This is a genomic window from Verrucosispora sioxanthis, assembly GCF_010560025.1.
Lineage (GTDB): Bacteria > Actinomycetota > Actinomycetes > Mycobacteriales > Micromonosporaceae > Micromonospora > Micromonospora palythoicola.
The window spans coordinates 450,261-474,674 of record NZ_SAIY01000002.1; the positions used below are offsets into that span (position 1 = coordinate 450,261).

The window sequence follows — 24,414 nt, forward strand, 5'->3', positions numbered from 1 at the left end:
TCTACGGTCGAGATCGAATTGCATTCTCCACGGACTTCCGCGCCCGTCGGCATTCCCCGGACTCGCGCACCCGCCAGCAGCAGAAAGGGCTCTCGCCATGAATCTCGCGGCCACCCTGGAACGGCGCTGCGCGGAACGCGGCTGGGCCCAGCGCCCCGCCGTCCGCGAACCGGGTCGGACCTGGTCCCACGGAGCGATCCACGATCTGGCCGGCCGAGCCGCCCGGGTACTGGCCAGCGAAGGGATCAGACCGGGTGACCGGGTGCTCCTGGCGCTGCCCGACAGCGCCGCCTGGGTGGTCTCGTTCCTGGCCGTGGCTCGGGCCGGGGCGGTCGCTGTCCTGGTCAACCCGGCGCTGGCCGCTCCGGAGCACACGGCGCTGGTCGCCGACTGCACTCCGGCTCTCGTGCTCTGCCCCGAGTCGCTGGCGGACCGGTTCACCGTCCGTACGCTCTCGCCGAACCAATTGCTCGACCGGGCCGGTCGGGCGAGCCGTGCCCCGGCGGTGCCGGTGGCCGGCACCGACCCCCTGTACGTGCAGTACACCTCCGGCACCACCGGTGACCCGAAGGGAGCCGTCCATCGGCACACCGACCCGGAGGCGTACTACCGGTACGCCGGGCTCTCAGTGGTACGCAGCAACGCCGACGACGTCACCCTCTCGATCTCCAAGCTGCACTTCGCCTACGGCTTCGGCAACGCCTTCGTGTTCCCACTGTTCTCCGGATCGTCGGCGGTGCTGCTGCCGGAGCGACCGAGTCCCGAGGCGGTCGCGGAGCTCGTCACCGAGCACCGGGTCACCCTGCTCTACGGGGTGCCCACGTCCTACGCCCAGCTCGTAGCGGCCGGTGACCGATCCGCCTTCGGCAGTGTGCGGGCCGCGGTCTCCGCCGGTGAGGCGCTGCGACCGGACCTCGCGGTGCGGGCCGGGGAACTGCTCGGCGTCCCGCTGCTCGACCAGGTCGGTTCCACCGAGGCCGGGCACGCCTTCTGCGCGAACACGGTGGAGGAACACCGGATCGGCACGGTCGGACGCCCGGTCCCGGGCTATCGCCTCCGGCTGCTCGACAGCGACGGGGTGGCGGTGCCCGACGAGGTCGAGGGGGAACTCTGGGTCACCGGGGAGACGGTCATGACCGGGTACCTGAACCGGCCGGAGGAGACCGCCCGCACACTCGTGGGTGGCTGGCTGCGTACCCGGGATCTGGCGGTACGGCACGGCGACGGGACGTACGCGCTGCACGGCCGGGTGGACGACCTGGAGATGGTCGGCGGGATCACGCTGGCACCTCAGCCGGTGGAGCACCTCATCGAGGAGCATCCGACGGTCGCCGAGGCTGCGGTGATCGCCCGGATGGACCAGACCGGTGCCACCCGGCTGCACGCCTTCGTCGTACCGGTGCCCGGCGCCGTCACCCCCACCGTGGACGAACTCGCTCGCTGGCTGGACGGCCGGGTGGCGCCGTTCAAGGTTCCCCGGGGCGTCACCGGCCTCCCCGCCCTGCCCCGCACGCCGACGGGGAAGCTCCGCCGCTTCGCCCTGCGGGAGCAGGACCCTCGGGAGCAGCGCGGCGCTGGCGCAGCCACGCGGCAGCGCGCCGGCGCCGACCGGGGGGAAGCACACCCCGTCGGTCGGGCAGGGGTGGCGTGACGGTGCGGACCCTGCTGATCGACAACTACGACTCGTACACCTTCAACCTCTATCAGTTGATCGCCCAGACCTACGGCGTCGAACCCCAGGTGCTGCGGAACGACAGCCCGCAGTTGACGTCGGAGTTCGCCCGGCAGTTCGATGCGGTGATCATCTCGCCTGGTCCCGGCCGACCGCAGGTGCCGGAGGACATCGGCCGCTGCCTCGACGTCATCCGCCACAGCGGCCGGCCGGTGCTCGGCGTCTGCCTCGGCCACCAGGCCCTGGGCCACCTCTGCGGGGCCGCTGTCGGGCCGGCACCTGAGCCGCGCCACGGCCACCTGAGCCAGGTACGGCATGACGGCGGGCTCTTCACCGGTCTGCCGCAGAACTTCGTGGCCGTCCGTTACCACTCGCTCTGCGTCGCCGAACCACTGCCAGCCGAACTGGTCGCCGACGCCTGGGCCGAGGACGGGGTGGTGATGGGCCTGCGGCACCGCAGCCGCCCCTGGTTCGGGGTGCAGTTCCATCCCGAGTCGGTGAGCACCGAGCACGGCAGCCGGTTACTGCTGAACTTCCGCAGTCTGGTGGGCGGGGACGCCACGAACGGTTCGCGGCCGGTCGGCGGCGCCGGGCTGGGCGCGGCATCGAGCGACACCGCCGTTCGGGCCGGCGGTTGGCTGCTGCGTCACCGACGGCTGCCCGGCGTCGCCCCGCGGAACGCACCGCCACAGCAGCCCGCGACGGTCGACCCGGAGTGGGTCTTCCAGCGGATCGCCGGCGACCGGCCGTACGCCTTCTGGCTGGACAGCAGCCGGGTCGTGCCCGGCGTGTCGCGGTTCTCGTTCCTGGGGCACCCGGGCGGACCGGACGGGGAGGTGCTGCGGTACGTCAGCACCACCGGCACGGTCGAGGTGCTCGACCCGACCGGCGTCCGGATCGGCGTCGAGCCGGGGGACATCTTCACCGTGTTGCAACGCCGCCTCGACGAGCGCCGGCTCGCGGATCGCGGGGAGTTTCCGTTCGACCTGCCGAGCGGCTACGTCGGCTACTTCGGCTACGAGGTGAAGGCCGACTGCGGCGCACCGAACCGACACGAATCCGAGACCCCGGACGCGGTCTGGATGGCCGCGACCCGGATGGTGGCCGTGGACCATCAGACCGGTGAGGTGTGGCTGCTCGCGCTCTGCCGCGCCACCGACGCCCAGATCGCGGCGGCGGACGGCTGGCTGGACAGCACGACGGCCCTGCTGTGCACCGGACCCGTCGGCCACCACCCGGTCGACGACCGCGACCGACGCACCCGCCGGCCGGAGGAGCCGGGCCCGGTCCGGCCGACCGGCGGGCGGGCCGAGCCGGGAAGAACGTCCGACCCGGAGCGCTGGCTGTCCCGGGGGCGGGAGAGTTACCTGGCGGACATCCGTACCTGCCTGGATCTGCTCCGGGCCGGAGAGAGCTACGAGATCTGCCTGACCAACGAACTCCAGGCCCCGTACGACGGGTGCGGTATCGAACTCTATCTGCGGCAGCGCCGTCACAATCCGGCACCGTACGCCGCCTATCTCCGCCTGGGAGAGACGCAGATCCTCTGCTCCTCGCCGGAGCGCTTCCTCAAGATCGACCCATCCGGGGTGGTCGAGGCCAAGCCGATCAAGGGGACCGCTCCCCGGGCCGCCGACCCCGCGCAGGACCATGCCCTGCGGGCCGAGCTGCGCGACTCTCCGAAGACCCGGGCGGAGAACCTGATGATCGTCGACCTGCTCCGGAACGACCTCGGGCAGGTCTGCGAGGTCGGCAGCGTCCACGTGCCCTCGTTCATGGTGGTGGAGTCGTACGCGACCGTGCATCAGCTGGTTTCCACGGTGCGCGGCCGCCGCCTCCGGTCGGTCTCACCGACCCGGATCGTCCGGGCCTGTTTCCCTGGTGGCTCGATGACCGGAGCACCGAAGCCGCGAACGATGCGGCTGCTCGGTGAGATCGAGGATCGGGCGCGGGGGGTCTACTCCGGAGCGCTGGGATTCTTCGGCCTGACCGGCGGGGCGGACCTCAACATCGTCATCCGGACCGCGGTACTGCACCGGGGAATCCTGCGGGTCGGCGCCGGCGGCGCCATCGTGCTCGATTCCGATCCGGATGCCGAGTACGACGAGATGCGGCTGAAGCTGAGCGCACCGCTACCCGGCTGGACGGGCGAACAGCGTCCCGGAGGGAAGCGGAGTCCGGCGAGTCAGCGCCTGGCGGGCAGCAGGCCCAGCTGATAGGCCGCCGTGACCGCCTCCGTTCGGTTGGTGCAGTTCAACTTCGCCAGGATGTGACAGACATGCCGCTTCGCACCGTGCTCGGTGATCCCCATCGTGCCGGCGATCTGGCGGTTGCTCAGCCCCCGGGCCAGCAGTTTCAGCGTCTCGGCCTCCCGGGGGGTCAACACCGGAGTGTCGGCGGGGCACTGGTCCTCCCGCAGCACCGAGAGCGCGACCCGGCCGAGAGCGAGCGGCATCGGCATCTCACCTCGCCACAGTTCGGCCAGGGCGTTGTTCAGCGACCGCCGATCAAGCTCTCCGGCCAGGATGAAACCGTCTGCCGCCAGCGGTACGGCCCGGTCGCGGAGCGCGTCACCGGCTCGGTTCAGGACCGCCAGGGTCGGAATGCCGGCGCTTCGGGCGGCGAGCACCAGTTGGTCAACCGGGACGTCGTCCTCGACGACCAGGATCAGCAGGTCGGGCCGGTACCGCCGGAGCAGCACCATCGCCTCGTTCACCGTCGGCGCGGTCCGGACACCGGTGACCATGTGCAGTTCGCCGAGCAGCGCCTCCAGCCCTTTGCGCAGCACCTCCGGCCCCAGAGTGACGAGAACCCGTAGCCCTATCGGCGATGTGCTGGATCGCCGCTTGGCCTGCGCCATGCTGCTGCCTCCTCCGCTGCGGTCCCCTGCCGCGGCCGCATGTCCGGCCCCTTCAACCAGGATCGATGCCCACCGACGCAGCATGCGATGATCTCCAAACCCACACCCACCTCCGGTCGCCACGCCGACCGGCGCCGGTTTCAACCGGCGCGCGTGCAACCTTTACCCCAGATCGGCGTCGCTGAATCATTCTCGACTGGCGACCACGAATCTTAGCCAAGCCTCCGGCGGGTGCCGAAAAATGTCATTGGTGGCACTCAGGCGGGTTCTCGCATTCGTGTAGGAATCCGCGTTTGGCGGCGTATAGAGCATCTGCTGGATTCGGAATGAACCGCCGCCGGCCCGCGTCAGGTGCGCAGTACGTTGGCGTAGATCAGCCAGGCCAGCGCGGACTTGGCCACGAGGCTGAGCAGAATGTACGAGACCTCGCCGTAGCGGTAGTCACGCCATCGACCGAGCTGGCGGTACTGCAGTGCCATGTTGACCGCGAAGCTGGCGAAGAGCAGGAACTGGACGATGATGATCGCCCACACGAATCCGGGGATCTCCGGCGGTTGTGCGACGTACACGGCGATCGCCAGCCAGGGCGCCAGGCCGACAAGTGTGCCGAACCAGAAGGCGCTCCAGTCGGCGCGTCCCGGTGTCTGCTGCCGCTCCATCAGCAGCCCGAAGAGGATCATCGCGGTGTTCGCGGCGAAGATCCCGATGACCGCCGCGAGGTCGCGGATCCCGACGAACAGGCCGATCAGGACGATCATGATGGAGGCGCTCACCGAGTACTCGATCCAGCGGGCGTAGTTGGCCCGCCGGTCGAGGTTGCGCTCGTACCAGCGGTGCACGACCGGGGCGGCGGTGATGAGGTGGTCGAGCGCGGCGAGGAGCAGGAAGACCGCTACCGCCGGGCCGACGGCGATCCGGAAGGCCACCTCCGGGAGCGTGGCGTCCCGCAGCGTCACCGGGTCCGCCGTGAGGTACGACGCGGTGACCGGCAGCGACAGGTCGTTGCTGGCCACCCACATCCAGCCGCCCTCGGCGGCCAGGAACAGGCCGACCAGCACGTTGAACCAACGTAGCCGCCGGTAGCGGTCGCGGCCGGCGGCGGCTTGGTGTCCCATGGGCGTCACCCTAGATACCGGTACGACTGTCGGCCGGCGCTTCGCACAAATCCGTCCCGCACGCCGGACGTGGGCGTCGGAACGTTCGCCGCGACCGGCGGCGCCCTCAGCCGGAGGCGACGGAGGTCAGGCCGCCGCGCGGCTGGGCCACGTCCTCCTCGATCGCGGCCTGGCAGTTCTCGGCGGCGCTGACCTTGCGGGCGATCACCCCGATCAGCACCCCGTAGATCACCTTCGAGGTGATGTCGGCAAGCGTGTAGGTGATCTGCCGGGCCACCACCCCGTCGGCGGAGTCCCACATCGCCGGCATGAGATAGGCCCCGGGATAGAGCATCCAGGAGACGAGGATCAGCCACCACACGGCCCGGGCCGGCCCCCGGGCGGCGCGGGGTAGCCGGCGCAGATTGCCGAAGATCAGGCGGGCCACCAGGGCGAGCAGGAACAGGAAGAAGACGGTGCTGACCAGCCCCCAGATCCAGAACGGCCAGGTCCTGTCCACCTCGTAGAACTGGCCCGCGTAGCCCGTGTAGATCATGGCCAGGCCGGCGGCGACGAACAACGCCCAGGTGCGGTGGAAGCGCCGACCGGTGACGCCCAGCACCACCAGCAACTGGATCAGCAGCACCGGGACGTCGATGGACCAGTTCATGTACCGGTAGCCGTTGGAGAACAGGGTCTCCGTCCTTACGAACGCGTTCCCGTCCCAGGCGAACGCCGCTGACCACCGCTGTGACAGCACCCAGAGTTCGAAGAACGCGGAGATCATGACCACTGCGGAGAGCACCGAGGCCAGCCGGTAACGCGCAGCGACACCCGACATGGTCAGCAGGAAATAGACGAGCCCGGCGGCCATGACGGCGTAACCGAGAGTCAGTACGTGCGACACCAGCGTGTACTGGATGACGTTGTAGCCGAACTCGTTCTCGAAGTTCATGCCGCTGACCCGCCTGTTCCGACCAGGATCGTCTCCGATCGCGGAGCCTGGCTGCCGCCTCGCCTGCGATCGGGGGCGATTCCGCCTTTATAGCCCTAAATGGCCTGATGACCATCCTAAGCTCACAGCAAGGGGGCGTCCCTCGTTCCCGGAGAGCCGGAGTAGGCCAGGGAGGTGCCGTGGGGTTCTGGCTGTGGTTCTACGTCGTCGCCATGGCGGCCGGCGTCGCGCTCTTCAGCTACTGGCGGGCCAACCCCAAGGGCGTCCCGCCGGTGGAGTACTCGATCGCCACGGCGATTCCGCTCTGGTCGGGGTTCTGGTACCTGGTGATGGCGGTCGGCGGCGGTCGGATCGAGGTCGCCGACCAGACGACTTTCTGGGCCCGGTACGCCGACTGGGTGGTCACCACCCCGCTGCTACTGGTGGCCCTCTCCCTCACCGCGATGCACGCGTTGCCCCGCAAGCGCTGGGGCCTGGTCCGCGCGCTCGTCGTGGCCGACATCATCATGATCACAAGTGGGTTCCTGGCTGACCTGATGGAGAGCCGGGCCGGGCGGTATGGGCTCTATGCCGTCGGGGTGGTGGCTCTGCTGGTGGTCTTCGGGCTGATCTGGGGACCGTTGCGGGCCACCGCCGCCCGTCAGCCGGCCCCCATGTCGCGGGTCTTCACCCAGGTGGCGCTTCTGCTCAGTGTGCTCTGGGTCGGCTATCCGCTGATCTGGATCCTGGGGCCGTCCGGGATCGGGCAGTTCGGAGACACCACCGACACCGCACTGTTCGTGATCCTGCCGATCCTGTCCAAGGTGGTGTGGAGCGCGGTCGACCTGGGTCTGCTACGACGCCTGTCCGACCGCCGCCTGCTCACCGTCGCGTGACACCAGCCGCCCGTCAGGTCGGCCAGTCGGTTCACCGTCCGCCCGGTGACTGGCTGCTGCGCCGGGTCGGCCACTCGGGCCCGATCGTCCTGGCCGGCCTCGCCTGCCTGTACCTGCTGATACCGACCGCGGAGACGTGGGCGGGGACCGTCCCACTGCTCGTGGGCCTGCTGATCGGCCTGCCGCACGGCGCCGTCGACCACCTGGTACCGGCCTGGATCTCCGCACCGGCCCGCTCTCTGCGGATCACCGTCGGGCTGCTGCTCGCGTACGCCGGGACGGCCGCCGCCACGGTCGCGCTGTTCCTCTGGGCGCCCGTCCCCGCCCTGACCGGTTTCCTGATCCTCACGGTGCTGCACTTCGGCACCGGTGACGTGGCCTACCGGGCCGAGCGGGACGGGCAGGCACCGGTCCGTCCCGTCCTCGCCGTCCTGGCCCACGGCGGACCTCCGGTAGTGCTGCCGATCGCGCTGTGGCCAGGGACGGTCGACCCGCTGCTGGACGCGGTCGCGCCAGGAGCCGCATCCGCGTTCGCACCGGCCGGGCGGCTGATCGTGCTGTGCGTCGTACTCCTGGCGGTCGTGGTGACCGGACTCCGCGAGCTGACCGCGCGCCGCGGTGCGGATGTGGCGGCACTCGCGATCCTCGTCGCGGCCTTCGCCCTGGTGCCACCGCCGCTGGCGTTCGGCGGGTACTTCGCGGCCTGGCACTCCGCCCGGCATGTCGCCCGGCTGCTGCGCGCCGACCCTGCCAACCGCCACCACCTCGCCGCGGGACGGCTGGGTGGTCCGGCCCGCCGGTTCGCCCGGCAGGCCATCCTGCCCACCATCGCCGCCCTCGCCGGTCTGCTCGTCCTGGTGCACGTCAGCGCGTCGCCGACCGTCGGCCCCGCGACCGCCGGTCCGTCCCAGGAAACACCGTTCCAGCTGGTCTTCGCGGTGCTCGCCGGGCTCACCGTGCCGCACGCGGCGGTGGTCAACCGGCTCGACGCACGGATGGCCGCCCGAATAACCGGGCCGGTTGGCCGCTGCCCGATTCGGCGCGCCGGCTCGGGGTACGACCCCGAGTGGGGTGAACGAGGACGCTCCCATCACCGGTTCGCGCTGGCCGCGGCGGAAGAGATGACGACAGTCACCGCCAGAAACGACAGAGAGGAGTGCCCGATGCCGAGCACCACGATGCCCATGCTGGAGACGTACCCGAAGTCGATCAACCTGGACCGGACGAAGCTCGCAGCCACCATCGACGCTCTCGATGACTGCGCGCAGGCCTGCACCGCGTGCGCGGACGCCTGCCTCAGCGAGGACATGGTCGCCGAACTCACCAAGTGTGTCCGGACGAACCTGGACTGCGCCGACATCTGCGCGACCACCGCCCGGGTCCTGTCCCGACACACCGGCTACGACGCGAACATCAGCCGCACCCTCTTGGAGGCGTGCGTAACGGCCTGCAAGGCGTGCGGAGACGAGTGCGCCGCTCACGCCGACAAGCACCAGCACTGCCGGATCTGTGCTGATGCGTGCCGCGCCTGCGAGCGAGCCTGCCGGGAGCTGCTGGCCACCATCGCCTGAGCGAGCAGCTGGTGGCGTCGGCACCACCGGCTTCGGCGAAGACCACCGCGTCGCCCGTCACAGCTGTCCAGCCCGGAACCTAGCGGTGCCGGGCTGGACAGCAGGATTGGTCGGTGGTCAGGTGGCGAGGGCGACCTTCAGCCAGCCGGGGTCTCGGTCCTGAAACTCGCGGTACGCCTTAGAGTTCCTAACGAAATGATGGTGGGCGTGTCCTCGGGACGTGAGGGTCGTTCTGTCTGAACGTGAGAGGGCGGTCCGCAGTAACTTGATCTGGTCTAATGCATTGCGTCCGGTTGGCGGCCTTCCGGCGGGTTCGCTGTTGTTACAGCACCAGGTCGATCTATGGGATGTGAGTCTTGGTCGTGACTGTGAGGCGGCTGCGGCGTTAGCCCGATCATGGGTGATCGAAAGCCGTACCCGAGCGATGTCAGCGACGAGCAGTGGGAGCTGATCGGGCCGTTCCTACAGGCGTGGAAGACCAAGCGCGTCGCGGTCTCGGTGTCGGGCCAGCCAGGCGACTACGACCTGCGGGAGATCGTGAACGCGATCTTCTACCAGAACCGGACGGGCTGTCAGTGGGCGTACCTGCCGCACGACCTGCCGCCGAAGTCGGCCACCTACTACTACTTCGCCCTGTGGCGCGACGACGGCACCGACCAGGTGATCCACGATCTGCTGCGCTGCCAGGCCAGGGAAAAAGTCGGCCGTCGGGAGGATCCGAGCGCGGTCGTGTTGGACACCCAGTCGATCAGGGCGGCGAACCACATTCCGGCCGCGACGACCGGCAAGGACGCGGCCAAGAAGGTGTCCGGGCGTAAGCGGGGCCTGGCAGTGGACGCGTTGGGGCTGGTCATCGCGGTGGTGGTGACCGCGGCGTCGGTCACTGACAACGCCATCGGTATCCGGCTGCTCGACAAGGTCGTCGAACACACTCCGACGGTGAGCCGCGCCTGGGTCGACGCCGGGTTCAAACAGGACCTCGCCCTGCACGGCGCCGTCCTCGGGGTCGACGTCGAGGTCGTCAAACGCTCCGACACCCGGCCCGGGTTCGTGCCGATCCGTAAGCGGTGGATCGTCGAGCAGGTCAACGGCACGCTGATGCTGCACCGCCGCCTCGTGCGCGAGTACGAGAGCCGCCCAGAGTCCTCGGTGTCACGAACCCTGTGGGCGTCGACGGCGAACATCGTGCGGCGGCTGACCGGGACCAGCACACCCTCCTGGCGGCACCGGTGAACCTTCCCACCGTCCTCGACCTGATCACCGACCGGGAGACCACCGCACGCCAACGCGCCGACCGGCTCCGCGAGCAGATCACCGCACTGACCGGCGAACTCGCCCGCCTCGACGGCGAACTGGCCGACCTCGCGACCACCCGCACCACCCTGCGCACTCTCGCCGCCGACGAGTTCACCGCCGACGACCCGACGATCGCCAGCGGGCCCTACCAGCAGATCCTGCACATCCTTGGCACCGCGCCCGCCGGCATGCGCGCCAAAGGCATCTGCCTCGCCCTCGGCGTCGAACCCTCACCGAAGAACGTCGAAGGCACCCGCGCCAAGCTGAAACGCATGGTCAACCGCCACGTCCTCACCGAAGACGAACCCGGAGTATTCACCCTCAGCCAGAAACGGACCTAACACTCCGAACCGCCCTCTGAGGAGGGGTGAGCAGCCGCCGTGGATCGTCTCGGACGAGTTGTGGGCCGAGATCGCGCCGCTGCTGCCGCCCCGAGCACCGCGTAGGCACCGGTTCCCGGGCCGAAAGCCTCTCGATGATCGGAAGGTGTTGTGCGGGATCCTGTTCGTGCTCTACACCGCGATCCCGTGGGAGTACCTGCCCCAGGAGCTTGGGTTCGGGTCGGGCATGACGTGCTGGCGCAGGTTGCGGGACTGGAATGATGCTGGTGTCTGGCAACGACTGCATGAGGTTCTGCTCGGCAGACTGCGGGCCGCTGGGCAGTTGGACATGTCTCGGGCGGTGATCGACGGCTCTCACGTTCGGGCGCTCAAGGGCGGCCCAAAACCGGTCCGAGCCCGGTCGACCGCCGCAAGCCAGGCTCGAAACACCACGTCATCACCGACGCGGGCGGCATCCCTCTCGCCGTCAGCCTGACCGGCGGCAACCGCCACGACGTCACCCAACTGCTGCCCCTGGTCGACAAGGTCCCACGGATCAAGGGCATCCGCGGCAGGCCCCGGCAACGGCCCGACCGGATCTACGCCGACCGTGGCTACGACTTCGACAAGTACCGCCGCGAGCTCCGCACGCGCGGCATCACACCCGTCATCGCCCGACGCGGCATCGGCCACGGCTCCGGCCTCGGCACCCGCCGCTTTGTCGTCGAGCAGACCATCGCCCTGCTGCACTGGTTCCGCCGCCTACGTATCCGCTGGGAGATCCGCGACGACATCCACGAAGCGTTCCTCGCCCTCGCCTGCGCCATCGTGTGCTGGCGCCGGCTGCAGCGCTCAAAGAGTTAGGAGCTCTTAAGCACGTCGGCCATCGGTTCGTGCTCGGTCAGCAGCTGCGCCGGGTCGACCGTGCCGTTGGCGACGCTGTGCCATGTGACGGCCTTCATCGGATGTCCTTAGGGTTGAAGGGTCTGGGGCTGGAGCCCTGGATGCCCAGGACGGCGGGGTGTGGCTGATCGGTGGTTGCCGCTCGGTGGCTCGAGAGGAATGGCCGCCCCGCCGTTCTGGACGCCCCGGCCGCTGATTGAGATCTGTGCGAGTTGTCGCTGTCTAAGGACCTGCCGGCGGGGTTGTCCACGGGGTTGACCTGCGCGGAGGGGAGGTCGGGCCGGGTGACGGCTCGGGAAGTGATGTGGGTCGGCGTCGATGCTGGGAAGCAGGCGCACCACGCGGTGGCGGTGGATGCCGAAGGGCGGCTGTTGTGGTCGACGCGAGTCGCCAATGATCAGGCCGCGATTGAGGCGCTGGTCGCCCGGGCTGGCCGCAGCGGTGCTGAGGTGTGCTGGGCTGTCGACCTGACCTGTGCTGCCGCGACGCTGCTGCTGGCGCTGCTGGTCACGGCCGGTCAGCGAGTGGTCTACGTGCCCGGGCGGACTGTGAACCGGATGGCCGGCGCGTTCGCCGGTGAGGGCAAGACCGACGCCAAGGACGCCCGGATCATCGCCGACACCGCCCGGCTGCGTCGGGATCTGACCGAACTGTCCACGCCGAACGAACTGGTGGTGGAGATGTCCCTGCTGGTCGCTCAGCGGGCTGATCTGATGGGCGACTGGGTGCGCGGGGTGAACCGGCTGCGGGAACTGCTCACCGCCATCTTCCCGGCGCTGGAACGGACGTTCGACTACACCACCCGCAGCGCGCTGATTCTGGTCGCCGGCTATCAAACCCCACAAGCGATCCGCGAGGCCGGCCCGGACGGTTTGGCCGCCCACCTCAGCGAGGCGGGCGCGTGGCGCAAGGGCATCCCCAGCATGGTCGACAAGGCCCTGGCCGCCGCTGCCGCACAGACCATACGGCTGCCGGCCGAGGCCACCACCGCGGCGCTGATCGCCCGGCTGGCCCGTCGACTGCTCGACCTGGACCGGGAAATCAAGGACACCGACAAGCTGCTCACCGAGCGGTTCCGCACCCACCCACAAGCGAAGATCATTGAGAGCATGCCCGGCATGGGCCCAATCCTCGGCGCCGAATTCCTCGTCGCCACTGGCGGCGATCTGGCCGCGTTCGGTACCTCGGCACGCCTGGCCGCCTACGCCGGCCTGGCGCCGGTGCCCCGCGATTCCGGCCGCCGCACCGGCAACCTGCACCGCCCAAAGCGCTACCACCGCGGCCTGCGCCGGGTCTTCTACATGGCCGCCCTGTCCAGCCTCCGCGCCAGCGGCGCCTCCCAGGCGTACTACCGACGCAAACGCGAGGAACGACTGCGCCACACCCAGGCCCTCATCGCCCTGGCCCGCCGACTCGTCGACGTGCTGTGGGCACTCCTTCGTGACAATCGCCAGTTCCACGACTCACCCCCACTCACCGCGAGGGCTTGACATGGTCATTGAGATTCCCTTCGTCGGCTCACCGGTCAACTACCCGGCCTGGCACGACCGAACCATTTCGATCAGCATCGGGCATCTCGTCACAGCCGGGCCGTCATCCGGCGAGGCGGTCCCGGAGGAACGCGACGATCTCCGTCCGTGCCGACCGCGCCTGGGGCACCACGCCCGGCATGCTGAGGAACGCGTGGGTCGCTCCGGGGTGTTCGGTGAGCTGTGCGGGCGTCCCGGCCTCGCGCAGCCGTCGCGCGTACGTACGTCCGTGATCGGCCAGCGGGTCGTGGGTCGGCACCACCACCAGCGCCGGAGCCAGCCCGCTCAGGTCGCCGGCGAACAACGGTGACACCGCGCGGGGGTCCGTTCCTTCCGGAGCGGCCAGCCGGCGGAACAGTTCCAGCTGCGGCACGGTGAGGATCGGGCTGCTGGCGTGCTCGTCCATCGAGGCGTAGTCGAACGCCGTCGAGGTCAGATCGACGCAGGGATTGACAAGCACCTGTGCCCGTACCATCAGGTCGGACTCCCGGGCGCGGATCGCGGCCAGCGCGGCCACCACCGATCCGGCGCTCTCGCCGAAGACGGCCACCCGGGTCGGGTCGATTCGCCACCGCGCGGCGTGCCGCACGACGTGGTTCAGCACGTCCCAGCCGTCGTCGACAGCTGCGGCCAACGAGACTCCGGGTGCGACGAGGCGGTGTTCGACCGACACGACCACCGCGGGCAGTCGACAGGCGAGGTGGCTGTTGACCCAGTCGCTCTGCACCGCTGTGCCCACGAAGCCACCGCCGTGGACGTGGAGCACGAGCGGCAGGCCGGCCGGATCGTCGCGTTCGGACGACGACCGGTAGACCCGGACCGGGAGCACCCGGTCGGGCAGCGTCAACTGCTGCCAGTCGATCCTGGCCCTGCGGTCCGGGAAGCCGGTGATCAACCGCGCCAGGCTGGAGGCCCGCCGGCGGTTCTCCGCGTCGCGGAACGCGTCCAACGCCTCGGCCGGCATCGTCAGCCAGTCCGGCTCCTTCCGTAGGGCGTGCAGCAGCCGGACGCCCAGCGGCGGCCGTCGCATCTCGACCGTGTGGCTCATGGCTCCTCCTCGATCATTATTACGATACTTCAGGTATCGATACTAGAAGTAGCATAACTGGTTATCGTGTGACCATGGACCGAGCAACCACACCCACCAGACCGGCCGGCCGTCCCCGCTCCAGCGTCGACGCCACGGTCTTCGCCGCCACGCTCGACACGGTCCACCAGCTCGGCTACGCACACGCCACCGTCGACCGCATCGCCGCCGCGGCGGGCGTCGCGAAGACCACGATCTACCGCCGCTGGCCGTCGAAGGGTGCGCTGATCACCGCCTGCCTCGTCGACGCGTTCGGCCCGGCGCCACTGACCGGCGCCAGCCGGGAGGAGATCATGTCGACAGCGATCCGTTGGATCGCGGCGAAGATCGGTGAGCCCGGGATCGGCGCGGCGTTCGCGGGCGTGTTCACTGATGCCGTGAACGATCCCGCCCTGCGCCAGCTTCTTTCCGCACAGTTGCAGGACCCTTACCAGCTCGCGCTTCAGGAGGCGCTCGGCGAGCCGGAGAAGCGGGTGCTCTTCTTCATCGACGTGGTCGTCGGAACCCTGCTGCACCGGATGGGCATGACCGGCGAGCCGATGGACGACGCCGACGTCGACGCCCTGGTCGAGATGGTCCTACTCACTCTTCGCTAGGGGTGTGACGTGCTGGCGCGTCACGGTCCCGGCAGGGTGGTTCGCCAGGCCGCGACGAGGAGGAGTTGGCAGCCGTGGGGTAGTTCCATCGCTCCGGAAGCGTACGGCAGCTGTCCATCGCTGCCGGCCGGATCGACTGCCGGTACGCTGCACCGGCGGCGTCAGCCCGTTGCACCCGTCCCCGACGGGTGCAACACCGGCGCTCCTTCGGCACTGGCAGATGAAAGGCGACCCGACACCATGACGGCGGTACCAGGTGAACTGCGCGCTGCTGCGGATCCGGCGGGCGCAGGTCAGGCAGCGGAGGATCTGCGGACGCTGTTCGGGCAGTCCATTGCCGTCTTCGCAGCGCTGGCGGGGCCGGAGCACCTGGTGGAGACGGCCAATCCGGCGTTCTTCGCCGCCATCGGCGAGCATCGGGCCCGAACCGGCGTACCGCTCGTCGAGGTGATGCCCGAGCTGGCCGCTCAGGGCTTCATCGACCTGCTGGACGAGGTCTATCGCACGGGCGAGCCCTACACCGGTCGGGACGCTCGGGTAGTGCTGGGCACCGGGCCGCACGCGCGGGAGGCTTACTTCGACTTCACCTACGAGCCGCGCCGGGACGCCGACGGCACCGTGCTGGGCATCCGCGTGATCGGTGTGGAGACGACCCAGGTCAAGCAGGCCCAACGGCTGATGGCCGAGCACCGGGCCATGCTGGAGCAGATCGCCCGCCAGGCACCGCTGACCGAGGTACTCGACGGGATGGCGCGCTGTATCGAGCAGCTCGCCCCGCAGGAGATGCTCGTCTCCGTGCTGCTCGCCGACCCCGACGGTCGGCACCTGCGTCATGGTGCCGCGCCCAGCCTCCCGGACTTCTACAACGAGGCCATCGACGGGATCGCCACCGGTGAGGGGGTCGGATCCTGCGGCACCGCCGCGCACCGGCGGGAATCGGTGATCGTCACCGACATCGACACCGATCCCTTCTGGGCCGATTTCCGCGACCTGGCCGGGCGGGCCGGGCTGGCCGCCTGCTGGTCCACCCCGATCCTGGCCCGCGACGGCAGCCTGCTGGGCACCTTCGCGATGTACCACCGCACTCCGCGCGTGCCCCAGGACATCGACCTTGCCCTCGCCCGGGTCTTCGCTGGCACCGCCGCACTGGCCATCGAGCGGCACCACATCGAGCAGGCGAAACTCGCCGCCGAGGCGCGCGCGAAGGCAGCCCACGACGCACTCGCCAAGGCGGTACGCGCGGAGCGGGAGCTTCGTGCCGAGGCCGAGCAGCGCGCCAGCGTCGCCGCGGAACTGAATGCCCAGATGCGTGCCGCCGCGGCTGCGCAGGCCACCACCCCGCACCCGGAGACCTGCCAGCTCGGCGGCATCCAGGAGTGCACCGCACCGGCTGAAATTAAGATCGCCGATTCGTGGGGCGACTCGGCGTGGGGCTGTCCCCGCCACGTCGAGGAAGCCATCCTCAACGTGCGGACGGTCTTCATCGCCAGCGAGGAACTCGGCGGCCTGACCGCGTACCTCAACCGCTGACCGCCGGAGATAAGGCCGACTCGAACTACTCTGAGTCACCATTTCGACACACCTCTACCCGTCCGGGCTCCGGTTCGCCAACACTTCCTTCATGCAGAGCAGTGGGCGTGAGCGCAGCGACGAGCGTTTCGAGAAGGTGGCCGAGGAGACCTCCGAGACGGTGACCCATGCGGCCAGCGTGCTGGAGGAGGAACTCGCGGCGGGCATTGCCAGCGCGCGACGGCTGGAGGAGAAGCTGAGCGCCGACCGCCGGGTGGACCCGGAGGCGTTCGACGAGTTGGTGACGCGGGTCCGCACCGACGGGCACGCTCTCATCGACACCGTGGTCGCGCAGTTGAAGACCTCCGACGACCGGCGAGGTGAGGTGATCCGCCGGTACACCTCGGACGCGCACGACGCCCTCGACGGCGTGCTCAACCTCGCACGGTTGGTGCCGGACATGGCGAACGGCCTGGTCGACCGGCTCACGCCGGAGGCCAGGCAGAAGCCCACACCCTCGGACAGGTAGCCGGACCACCGACGTGACTGGCAGTCACGTCACCCAGATGCTGGAGCGCTATCGCGCCCTCGCGATCGACGCGCTCCTCGCGGGTGTGCCGTCGGGCGGACCGCACTACCTCTACGACCTGGTGAGTGAGTATCCGCGGCGGTGGGGCAAGGGGCTGCGGGCCGCGCTCTGTCTCGCGGCCTGCCGGGCCTTCGGTGGCACGCCGTCGGTGGGGCTCAACGCGGCGGTGACGGTCGAACTGTTCCACAACGCGTTTCTGATCCATGACGACATCCAGGACGAGAGCGAGCAGCGGCGCGGAGCACAGACCCTGCACGGCGAGTACGGAGTCGGTGTCGCCCTCAATGTGGGAAACATGACGAACCTGCTCGCGTTGCAGCGGCTCGCCGCCAATCGTCGGGCCCTCGGCTCGGGGATCGCGTGGCGGCTGTTCGAGGAAACCCAACTCATGCTGCGTCACTCGTTGGAGGGGCAGGCCATCGAGGTCGGCTGGATCCGGGACAACGTGTGCGACCTCGACGCGGACGACTACTACCGGATGTGTCTGAAGAAGACCTCCTGGTACACCTGCATCTACCCGTGCCGTACCGGCATCCTCGTCGCCACCGGTCAGCATGACGCGATCGACGTGCTCGACCGCTACGGCTGGTATCTGGGTGCCGCGTTCCAGATCCAGGATGACGCGCTCAACCTCGTGGGGGACTTCGCCCGCTACGGCAAGGAGATCGCTGGCGATCTCTGGGAGGGCAAGCGGACACTGATCCTCATCGACTTCATGCGGCGATGTACCGGTGACGAACGCGAGCGGCTGCTGGAGTTCCTACGCCGGACCCGAACGCAGCGCACAGCCGCTGAGGTGCGGTGGCTGCACGGGCGGTTGCTCGCCTACGACTGCGTCGAGTCCGCCCGCCGCAGCGCCCGTGATCTGGCCGCCGCCGCGATCCGGGAAGGACGGCGGGCGTTGGGGCCGGCGGCCGAGACCGAGGACGGGCGCTTCCTGCTCGGCCTACCCGAGTACGTCGTGGAACGCAGCCGGTAGCGCCAGGGCTCCGCATTCCCGCCGCGCCGGAGCTGCACGGGTACCGCCGGGGTCAGCCGCCGAGGGTGGCAAGTTCCGAGACGACGACGTTCGTCAGTGCCCGGCCGTCGCGGCGGACCTGGCGCAGGTACCACTTCTGAATCGGCGCGTGGGTTGACTTCGCGAACTGCCAGGGCCCACGGGGGCTGTTGAGCTGCCCGAGGCCGGCGATCGCGGCGTTGATCTGCTCCGGGGTGGGGTTCACACCCGCTGCGGCGATCGCCCGATCCAGCACGGCTGCCGCGTCGTACGACGCCATGACGATCGAGGTGGGTACCCGGCCCGGGTAGGCCGCGTTCCAGGCGGCGACGAATTCCCGGTTGGCCGCGTTGTCGAGGTCGGGTGAGTAGTTCAGGCCGTTGTAGATGCCCTCGGCCGCGTCGCCCTGCTCGACCAGGCTCGCCGGCTCGGTCACGAAGCCCGCCGCGTAGAGCGGCAGGTCGGCGACGGGGGACGCGGCGTACTGCTTGACGAAGGTGATGGCGTTCTGCGCGTCGAAGAAGCAGTAGACCGCGTCGGCGCCGGACTCGGCGATCTCGTCCAGGTACGGCCTGAAGTCCTCGGTGACCGGGAACGGGCTGAAGACGGCTTTGCCACCGGGGTTGGCCAACCGGCCACCGAGGTCGGTGAACGTGTCGACGAATCCGCGCAACTCGTCGCGACCGCTCTGGAAGTCCGGCCCGATGGCGTAGACCCGGCCCTGCCCCACCTCCTGCTTGACGAACGGTGCCATGGCCACACCCGGCTCAACGGAGATCAGGTTGGTGTGCCAGATGTACGTCACGTCGGTCAGCGCCGGCCGCCCCAGGGCGCCGACGAGCGGAACCTTGTGCTTGTCGATGAGCGGCAGGATGGCGGCCACGCTGCCGCCGTTGATGATGCCGGTGATCGCCGAGACGCGATCCTGCTCCAGCAGTTTCGTGGCGGACTCGACTGTCACGTCGCGTTCGTAACCCTCGTCGGCGACGATCAGCTCCGCCGGATGGCCGCCCAACTGCCGGCCGCGCATGTCCAGGTAGAGCTGGAAGCCGTCGCGCAGCTCGGAGCCGGGTGCCTCGAGCGACCCGGCCAGGGCGGTGATCATTCCGATCCGGATGGTCTGACGTTGCGGTTCCGACCCGCCGTCACAGGCGGCGGTGGCGGCGACCAGTACGCCGGTCAGCAGGGCCGCGACGAGCCGACGGGCGGGGTGGCTGGCGTTCACAGCATCCCCAGCAACTGGGACCGCACCGCCGGGGTCAGCACCTCACCCATCCGGTTCGCCAGGTCGGTCATTTCGTACGAGACCTGACCCACGTCGCAGACCGGGGACGCCAGCACGAGCAGCGAGGCCCCGTCGCTGAACGACATGCAGAACATGAAGCCGCCGTCCATCTGGGTCACGTTGGAGATCACCGAGCCCGCCTGGAAGAACCGGGCAGCCCCGACGAGCAGGGCGATCAGTCCGCTGCCGGTGGCGGCGAGCTGATCCGCCCGGTCCCGGGGCAGGCTGTGGTTGTGCGCCAGGACCAGCCCGTCGGTGGAGATGGCGAGGGCATGACTGACCTCAGGAGTACGGTTCACGAAGTTCTGCAACAGCCAGCTCAGGTCGTTCGGGCTTGTCACGACGTCGCTCCAGATCGGGGAGGGGGGGGTGGACGGTCAGCGTCAGAAGGAGGTGGTGGACCGGCGTCCGGCGACGCCCTTGGCGTAGGCCGACATCGCCGCCGACACGGCGGCCGGGTCCAGCTTCCGCCGCGGGTCCGCGCTCGGTTGCTGTGCCTCGGGTACGAGGTGCGGCTGCGGGACCCGGCGCGGCAGACCGACCTGAGTGGCGGGCGCCGGAGTGGCGGTCGCCCACTTCTCACCGTCATCGACCGGCCAGATGACGGCCACCGAGTCGCCGTCGAAGGCAGTCTTGAACCAGCCGTTCACCGTCGGCCCGGCCGGCAGGCCCACCGCGGTGGGCTGGGGCTGTGCTGCCGGCTGGAACAACGGTGCGGGCACCGGTGGGGCGACCGAGCCGGTTGGTGCCGGCGCGCTCGCCGTACCGCGCCGGCCGTGCCGACACCGGCCGGGATCCGCCCGGCGCTCGGCACCTGGTTATCGGGACCGGCCACCGGGACGGTTGGCGCGGCTCGCCGAGGCCACGGCCGGACGTCTCCCGGCGGCGGAGGGTCGGCCTCGGCTTAGTTCGGGCTCCACCGCCGGTAGCTGCTGCGCCGGGCGGCGTACCACGATCGGTGCCGGCAGGGCGATCTCGGCCACCGTGCCGCCGGTTGGTCCGGGTCGCAGCTCGACCTTGACCGCGTGCCGGGCGGCGAGGCGGGCGACCACGGTCAGACCCATGGCTCGCACGCCCGACACGTCGACCGACGACGGGTTGGCAAGTGCCGCGTTCAACTGCGCGCACCGTTGCGGGGAGAGCCCGACCCCCTGGTCGACCACCTGCACGATCGCCCGGTCGGTGAGTGCGTGCCCGGTGACCAGCACCTCCGCGTCCGGCGGGGAGTATCCGGTCGCGTTGTCCAGCAGTTCGGCGACCAGGTGCACGATCTCGTCGACCGCGTTGCCGGCGATTGCCAGCTCCTTGTCCACCGTGCCGATCCGGACCCGGGTGTAGTGCTCGATCTGGGACAGCGCGGCCTGGATCACATGGTCGAGCGGGACCGGTTCCTGACGTACCCGGGAGATGCCGGAACCACCGAGCACCAGCAGGCTCTGGTTGATCCGGGCCATCCGGGTCGCGAGATGGTCCAGTTGGTACAGCTGCTGGAGACGTTCGGGGTCGGCCTCGTCGCGTTCCACGTCATCGACCTGGGCGAGCATCGCGTCCACCAGCCGCTGCTCACGCCGGGAGAGGTGGACGAAGATCTCCGCGATGTTGGCCCGCATCACCGCCTGCTCGCCGGCGATCCGGACCGCTTCCCGGTGCAGGGCCCGGGTCGCGGTGGCCACCTCGGCGATCTCGTCGGAACCGGTGATCCGGAATTCCGAGACGGAACGGTCCGCCACCTCGTCGGGCTGCACGCTGCCCGGTGGGGCCGCGCTGAGTTCCCGGACGACGGCCGGAAGCCGGTCGTACGCCACCTTGGTCACCGTGTTGCGCAGGGACCGCAGCCGGCGGGTGATCCGGCGCGCCACCACACCGGTGAGGACGGCGGTGAGCGCCAGGACCAGGAAGATGCCGACGCCCTGGAGCAGCGCGTCACGCAGCAGTTGCCCCCGCTCCGTCGACACCCGGTCGGCGACGGCGGCATCCACGTCGCTCTGGATCCGGAACATCTGGCTGACCCAGCCGTCGGTGGCCTCGACCCAGTCATCCGCGTCGACGGCGAGCCGGCCGCCGGGAAGTGTCCGACCCACCTGATCCTGAAGCCGTTGCGCGGCGACGACCTGAGGATCGGTGCCGATCTGCTCCCAGCTGGCCGTCCAGCCTGGTTCGGCGAGGGCCAGGAAGGCGTTGGTGGCCTCGGCATACCGGGCCTGGGCACCGACGATCTCCTGCTGCCCGGCCGGGGTCAGTTCGCCTCCGGCGAGGCTGCGCAGCACGATCACCTGAAGCTGACCGATCGCCTCGCCCGCCTCGGAGACCGCCACCGCGGCCCGGACGTCGTCGGCGATGTTCGTCGAGGTGTCGGTGGCCACCGACGCGCGGAAGGTGAGCAGGTCCGCGACGAGGATCCGGTAGCTGAAGGCGATCGCGGACAGGGTTGCCCGGGGGCTCGAACGGACCTGCTCGCGTACCGAGCCGAGCGCCGTCAGACCGGCGTCGATCCGTTGCAGGGCCGAGTTCCCGGCCGACACCTCGGCCCGACGTCGTTGGAACTCGACGATCTCGGCGTCGGTCTTCGCCACCTGGTCGTCGAAGGTGGCGCTGGCGGCCTGACTCTGGGTGGTCACTTCGACCGCCGCGATCACCCGTTCGGCCTGCAGGGCGCGGGCCAGCGCACCGGCCTGGGTGGACAGTGTGACGACGTCGTGCACGGTGCCCGCGTTGAGCACCTGCCGAACGGTGCCCTCAAGGGCGAGGCCGGCGAACGCCACCACGGCGATCAGTGGTACGGCGACCAGCAGCCGTAGCAGGCGGACGATGCTGCCCCGGGCCAGCCACCCCCGGCGCGCTTCGGCATGGGTACGCACCGCGGCTGCCGCTGTAGCACGTGTCACCGGCGTACTCCGCCCCCTTGCCTCATCGACGTTGATCTCAGCAGGAACCGGCGTCCACGCCGGCTACATGGTGGAGGGTGGGCATGCCTGCCCACGTCAGAGCGCCATTCCTACCACGATGTATCGGTTCACCTCTAGATCCCTTATCGCCCGTCGACGGGTTGACTGACGTCTCGGACATGAACCGAAAACACGAAAGCGAAACTTGTTCGACCGATCGTCGTGAACCAATAGAGGAACGGGCGAGGCGAGATCTGGCTTGATCTTGTTAAGTGGTTGCATATACCCCTAGGGGGTATATGGTAGGGCCGGGAGGCGATGACATGGCCCACGTCGACACGAGAAATCATCCGGATCAGCACGGGCACGGCGGGCACGACAAGCACGCCGGGCACGATCCGGCGGCGTTCCGCCGCAAGTTCTGGCTCAGCCTGGCGCTGACCGTGCCGATCGTGGCCACCAGCCACATGGTGATGGACTGGCTCGGCTACGAACTCGACTTTTCCGGAATCGGTCTGGTCGGGCCGGTGCTCGGCACGGTGGTCTTCGGCTACGGCGGCTGGCCCTTCCTCCAGGGAGCGGTGCGTGAGATCCGGGACCGGGCGCCGGGCATGATGCTGCTGATCGCGATGGCGATCACGGTCGCCTACGTGGCATCGCTGGCCACCTCGTTCGGCGCCTTCGACCTGGACTTCTGGTGGGAACTCGCGGCGTTGGTGACCATCATGCTGCTCGGTCACTGGCAGGAGATGAAGGCGATCGGCCAGGCCCGGGGTGCCCTGTCGGCGCTCGCCGCGCTGCTGCCCGACGACGCCGAGCGGCTCGACCCGGACGGGGCACCGCAGCGGGTGCCGGTGGCCGAACTGGGCGTCGGTGACGTGGTCCTGGTCCGTCCGGGTGCCCGGGTGCCGGCCGACGGCACCGTGGTCGACGGTCGCGCCGAGATGGACGAGTCGATGATCACGGGTGAGTCCCGGCCGGTGGCCCGCGCCACCGGCGACCGGGTGGTGGCCGGCACGGTGGCCACCGACGCGGCGCTACGGGTACGGATCGAGGCGGTCGGCGACGACACCGCGCTGGCCGGCATCCAACGGTTGGTGAGCGAGGCCCAGCAGTCCAGCGGCCGGGCGCAGGTGCTGGCCGACAGGTTCGCCGCCTGGCTGTTCTACATCGCCACCGCGACCGCCGTGCTGACCCTCGCGGTCTGGTCGCTGCTCGGCAATGTGGACGAGGCGGTCGTACGGACGGTGACCGTGCTGGTCATCGCCTGCCCGCACGCGCTCGGGCTGGCCATTCCGCTGGTCATCGCGCTGTCCACGGCGGTCGCCGCGAAGGGCGGCATCCTGGTCAAGGACCGGTTGGCGCTGGAGCGGATGCGCACGGTCGACACGGTGCTGTTCGACAAGACCGGCACCCTGACCCGGGGCGAGCACGTCCTCACCGACGTAGCCGCCACCGGCGGCTCGACCGAACGGGACGTACTCGCCATCGCGGCGGCGGTGGAGGCCGACAGCGAGCACCCTCTCGCCCGGGCGATCGTGACCGCCGCCGACCAGCACGACAGGCGGGCGGCCTCCGGCTTCCATTCGATGACCGGCCGTGGGGTACGCGCCGAGGTGGATGGAGTGACCTACGCCGTCGGCGGCCCGGCGCTGCTACGGGAACTCGACGTCACCGTGCCGGACGACCTCGACGAGCACCGGCACGACTGGTCACGTCGGGGCGCGGCGGTGCTCTACCTGCTGCGGCTCCGCGACGACCACGCTGACGTCCTCGGTGCCCTCGCGTTGGCCGACCAGGTTCGGCCGGAGGCCCGACGGGCCATCGCCGACCTGCGGGAACAGGGCATCCGGAAGATCATGATGATCACCGGGGATGCGCGTCCGGTCGCCGAGGCGGTCGCCGCCGACCTCGGATTCCGTACCGGAGAGGACGAGGTCTTCGCCGAGGTGCTACCGGCGGAGAAGGACGACACCGTGACCGGACTGCAGCGACGCGGGCTGCGGGTCGCCATGGTGGGCGACGGGGTCAACGACGCACCTGCCCTGGCCCGGGCGAATGTGGGCATCGCGATCGGCGCCGGCACCGACGTGGCCATCGAGTCCGCCGGAGTGGTGCTCGCCTCGTCCGACCCGCGCGGCGTGAGCGGCGTGATCCGGTTGTCCCGGGCCACCTACCGGAAGATGCTCCAGAACCTGGCCTGGGCCGCCGGCTACAACGTGGTCGCGCTACCGCTCGCCGCCGGAGTCCTGGCCTGGGCCGGCGTGGCGCTGAGTCCGGCGGTCGCCGCCGTGCTGATGTCGGGCTCCACCATCGTGGTCGCGCTCAACGCCCAACTGCTGCGTCGCGTCGAACTGCGCCCACCGGACTGAGCACGCGTCAGGGCAGTTT

The 24,414-nt window shown here is 69.8% G+C and carries 21 protein-coding genes; 13 read left to right on the top strand and 8 right to left on the bottom strand.

Annotated elements, in window-relative coordinates; translation table 11 throughout:
- Positions 1-97: 97 nt before the first annotated feature.
- The gene (locus tag ENC19_RS07220) at positions 98-1,651 is read left to right on the top strand and encodes an AMP-binding protein (RefSeq protein WP_164446335.1); all 1,554 of its coding nucleotides are present in this window, start codon (positions 98-100) and stop codon (positions 1,649-1,651) included.
- The gene (locus ENC19_RS07225) at positions 1,648-3,888 is read left to right on the top strand and encodes a chorismate-binding protein (protein ID WP_328824172.1); all 2,241 of its coding nucleotides are present in this window, start codon (positions 1,648-1,650) and stop codon (positions 3,886-3,888) included. The genes ENC19_RS07220 and ENC19_RS07225 overlap by 4 nt, the downstream gene beginning before the upstream one ends.
- Here ENC19_RS07225 and ENC19_RS07230 read toward each other — a convergent pair.
- From ENC19_RS07230 to ENC19_RS07240, 3 genes are all read right to left on the bottom strand, one after another.
- Positions 3,858-4,532 carry a LuxR C-terminal-related transcriptional regulator gene (locus ENC19_RS07230; RefSeq protein ID WP_164446336.1) on the bottom strand — a complete coding sequence of 225 codons (675 nt, stop codon included), beginning with the start codon at positions 4,530-4,532 and terminating at the stop codon, positions 3,858-3,860. The two genes, ENC19_RS07225 and ENC19_RS07230, sit on opposite strands and share 31 nt — an antisense overlap.
- A gap of 347 nt (positions 4,533-4,879) precedes the next feature.
- On the bottom strand, positions 4,880-5,647 hold the full coding sequence (gene heR / locus ENC19_RS07235) for a heliorhodopsin HeR (RefSeq protein ID WP_164446338.1): 768 nt from the start codon (positions 5,645-5,647) through the stop codon (positions 4,880-4,882).
- 106 nt (positions 5,648-5,753) lie between these two features.
- Entirely contained in the window at positions 5,754-6,581 is an 828-nt protein-coding gene (locus ENC19_RS07240) for a bacteriorhodopsin (RefSeq protein ID WP_164446339.1), read from the bottom strand.
- A gap of 179 nt (positions 6,582-6,760) precedes the next feature.
- On the opposite strand from ENC19_RS07240, the gene ENC19_RS07245 reads away from it, so the two are divergent.
- From ENC19_RS07245 to ENC19_RS07270, 6 genes are all read left to right on the top strand, one after another.
- Positions 6,761-7,456, top strand: coding sequence for a bacteriorhodopsin (locus ENC19_RS07245; RefSeq protein ID WP_164446340.1), 696 nt, complete (start codon positions 6,761-6,763; stop codon positions 7,454-7,456).
- Positions 7,453-9,027: a beta-carotene 15,15'-dioxygenase, Brp/Blh family gene (locus ENC19_RS07250; RefSeq protein ID WP_164446341.1), complete on the top strand. Its 1,575-nt coding sequence runs from the start codon at positions 7,453-7,455 to the stop codon at positions 9,025-9,027. The genes ENC19_RS07245 and ENC19_RS07250 overlap by 4 nt, the downstream gene beginning before the upstream one ends.
- Positions 9,028-9,423: 396 nt before the next feature.
- Entirely contained in the window at positions 9,424-10,260 is an 837-nt protein-coding gene (locus tag ENC19_RS07255; protein WP_164446305.1) for an IS5 family transposase, read from the top strand.
- Entirely contained in the window at positions 10,257-10,664 is a 408-nt protein-coding gene (locus ENC19_RS07260) for a hypothetical protein (RefSeq protein ID WP_164446304.1), read from the top strand. The genes ENC19_RS07255 and ENC19_RS07260 overlap by 4 nt, the downstream gene beginning before the upstream one ends.
- A gap of 43 nt (positions 10,665-10,707) precedes the next feature.
- Positions 10,708-11,507, top strand: a protein-coding gene (locus tag ENC19_RS07265; RefSeq protein WP_164446765.1) for an IS5 family transposase whose coding sequence is annotated in 2 segments (ribosomal slippage) — positions 10,708-11,044 and positions 11,044-11,507 — 801 coding nt in all. Because the reading frame shifts where the segments join, the coding sequence is not laid out codon by codon here.
- 323 nt (positions 11,508-11,830) lie between these two features.
- Positions 11,831-13,036 carry an IS110 family RNA-guided transposase gene (locus ENC19_RS07270; RefSeq protein WP_164446343.1) on the top strand — a complete coding sequence of 402 codons (1,206 nt, stop codon included), beginning with the start codon at positions 11,831-11,833 and terminating at the stop codon, positions 13,034-13,036.
- Positions 13,037-13,139: 103 nt separating this feature from the next.
- Here ENC19_RS07270 and ENC19_RS07275 read toward each other — a convergent pair whose 3' ends face one another.
- The gene (locus ENC19_RS07275; protein ID WP_164446345.1) at positions 13,140-14,123 is read right to left on the bottom strand and encodes an alpha/beta hydrolase; all 984 of its coding nucleotides are present in this window, start codon (positions 14,121-14,123) and stop codon (positions 13,140-13,142) included.
- 74 nt (positions 14,124-14,197) lie between these two features.
- Between ENC19_RS07275 and ENC19_RS07280 the strand changes: the two genes are divergently transcribed.
- From ENC19_RS07280 to ENC19_RS07295, 4 genes are all read left to right on the top strand, one after another.
- Positions 14,198-14,758 carry a TetR/AcrR family transcriptional regulator gene (locus ENC19_RS07280; protein ID WP_164446346.1) on the top strand — a complete coding sequence of 187 codons (561 nt, stop codon included), beginning with the start codon at positions 14,198-14,200 and terminating at the stop codon, positions 14,756-14,758.
- Positions 14,759-14,998: 240 nt separating this feature from the next.
- Positions 14,999-16,288, top strand: a complete 1,290-nt coding sequence (locus ENC19_RS07285) for a GAF domain-containing protein (protein ID WP_164446347.1) — start codon at positions 14,999-15,001, stop codon at positions 16,286-16,288.
- 91 nt (positions 16,289-16,379) lie between these two features.
- Positions 16,380-16,796: a hypothetical protein gene (locus ENC19_RS07290; protein WP_164446348.1), complete on the top strand. Its 417-nt coding sequence runs from the start codon at positions 16,380-16,382 to the stop codon at positions 16,794-16,796.
- 13 nt (positions 16,797-16,809) lie between these two features.
- The gene (locus ENC19_RS07295; protein ID WP_309246217.1) at positions 16,810-17,835 is read left to right on the top strand and encodes a polyprenyl synthetase family protein; all 1,026 of its coding nucleotides are present in this window, start codon (positions 16,810-16,812) and stop codon (positions 17,833-17,835) included.
- A gap of 52 nt (positions 17,836-17,887) precedes the next feature.
- Here the strand turns inward: ENC19_RS07295 and ENC19_RS07300 are convergent, their stop codons facing one another.
- The 4 genes from ENC19_RS07300 to ENC19_RS07315 all read right to left on the bottom strand — a co-directional run bounded on the left by ENC19_RS07300 (position 17,888) and on the right by ENC19_RS07315 (position 22,023).
- Complete coding sequence (locus tag ENC19_RS07300; RefSeq protein ID WP_216592715.1) at positions 17,888-19,078, bottom strand: ABC transporter substrate-binding protein; 1,191 nt, start codon at positions 19,076-19,078, stop codon at positions 17,888-17,890.
- On the bottom strand, positions 19,075-19,479 hold the full coding sequence (locus tag ENC19_RS07305) for a roadblock/LC7 domain-containing protein (RefSeq protein WP_099847772.1): 405 nt from the start codon (positions 19,477-19,479) through the stop codon (positions 19,075-19,077). Before ENC19_RS07305 ends, ENC19_RS07300 begins: the two co-directional genes overlap by 4 nt.
- 42 nt (positions 19,480-19,521) lie before the next feature.
- Complete coding sequence (locus ENC19_RS07310) at positions 19,522-19,860, bottom strand: hypothetical protein (protein WP_164446349.1); 339 nt, start codon at positions 19,858-19,860, stop codon at positions 19,522-19,524.
- A 96-nt stretch (positions 19,861-19,956) separates the two neighbouring features.
- A complete protein-coding gene (locus ENC19_RS07315; protein ID WP_164446350.1) occupies positions 19,957-22,023 on the bottom strand; it encodes a sensor histidine kinase in 2,067 nt (688 codons plus the stop codon).
- A 323-nt stretch (positions 22,024-22,346) separates the two neighbouring features.
- On the opposite strand from ENC19_RS07315, the gene ENC19_RS07320 reads away from it, so the two are divergent.
- Positions 22,347-24,395, top strand: coding sequence for a copper-translocating P-type ATPase (locus tag ENC19_RS07320; RefSeq protein WP_208020826.1), 2,049 nt, complete (start codon positions 22,347-22,349; stop codon positions 24,393-24,395).
- Positions 24,396-24,414 lie beyond the last annotated feature (19 nt).

What these genes read in the sequence shown, in the direction of transcription:
- heR (WP_164446338.1), bottom strand. Translation starts at nt 5,647, where the DNA reads ATGGGACACCAAGCCGCCGCCGGCCGCGACCGCTACCGGCGGCTACGT.
- ENC19_RS07255 (WP_164446305.1), top strand. Translation starts at nt 9,424, where the DNA reads ATGGGTGATCGAAAGCCGTACCCGAGCGATGTCAGCGACGAGCAGTGG.
- ENC19_RS07240 (WP_164446339.1), bottom strand. Translation starts at nt 6,581, where the DNA reads ATGAACTTCGAGAACGAGTTCGGCTACAACGTCATCCAGTACACGCTG.
- ENC19_RS07220 (WP_164446335.1), top strand. Translation starts at nt 98, where the DNA reads ATGAATCTCGCGGCCACCCTGGAACGGCGCTGCGCGGAACGCGGCTGG.
- ENC19_RS07280 (WP_164446346.1), top strand. Translation starts at nt 14,198, where the DNA reads ATGGACCGAGCAACCACACCCACCAGACCGGCCGGCCGTCCCCGCTCC.
- ENC19_RS07320 (WP_208020826.1), top strand. Translation starts at nt 22,347, where the DNA reads ATGGCCCACGTCGACACGAGAAATCATCCGGATCAGCACGGGCACGGC.
- ENC19_RS07230 (WP_164446336.1), bottom strand. Translation starts at nt 4,532, where the DNA reads ATGGCGCAGGCCAAGCGGCGATCCAGCACATCGCCGATAGGGCTACGG.
- ENC19_RS07290 (WP_164446348.1), top strand. Translation starts at nt 16,380, where the DNA reads ATGCAGAGCAGTGGGCGTGAGCGCAGCGACGAGCGTTTCGAGAAGGTG.
- ENC19_RS07275 (WP_164446345.1), bottom strand. Translation starts at nt 14,123, where the DNA reads ATGAGCCACACGGTCGAGATGCGACGGCCGCCGCTGGGCGTCCGGCTG.
- ENC19_RS07285 (WP_164446347.1), top strand. Translation starts at nt 14,999, where the DNA reads ATGACGGCGGTACCAGGTGAACTGCGCGCTGCTGCGGATCCGGCGGGC.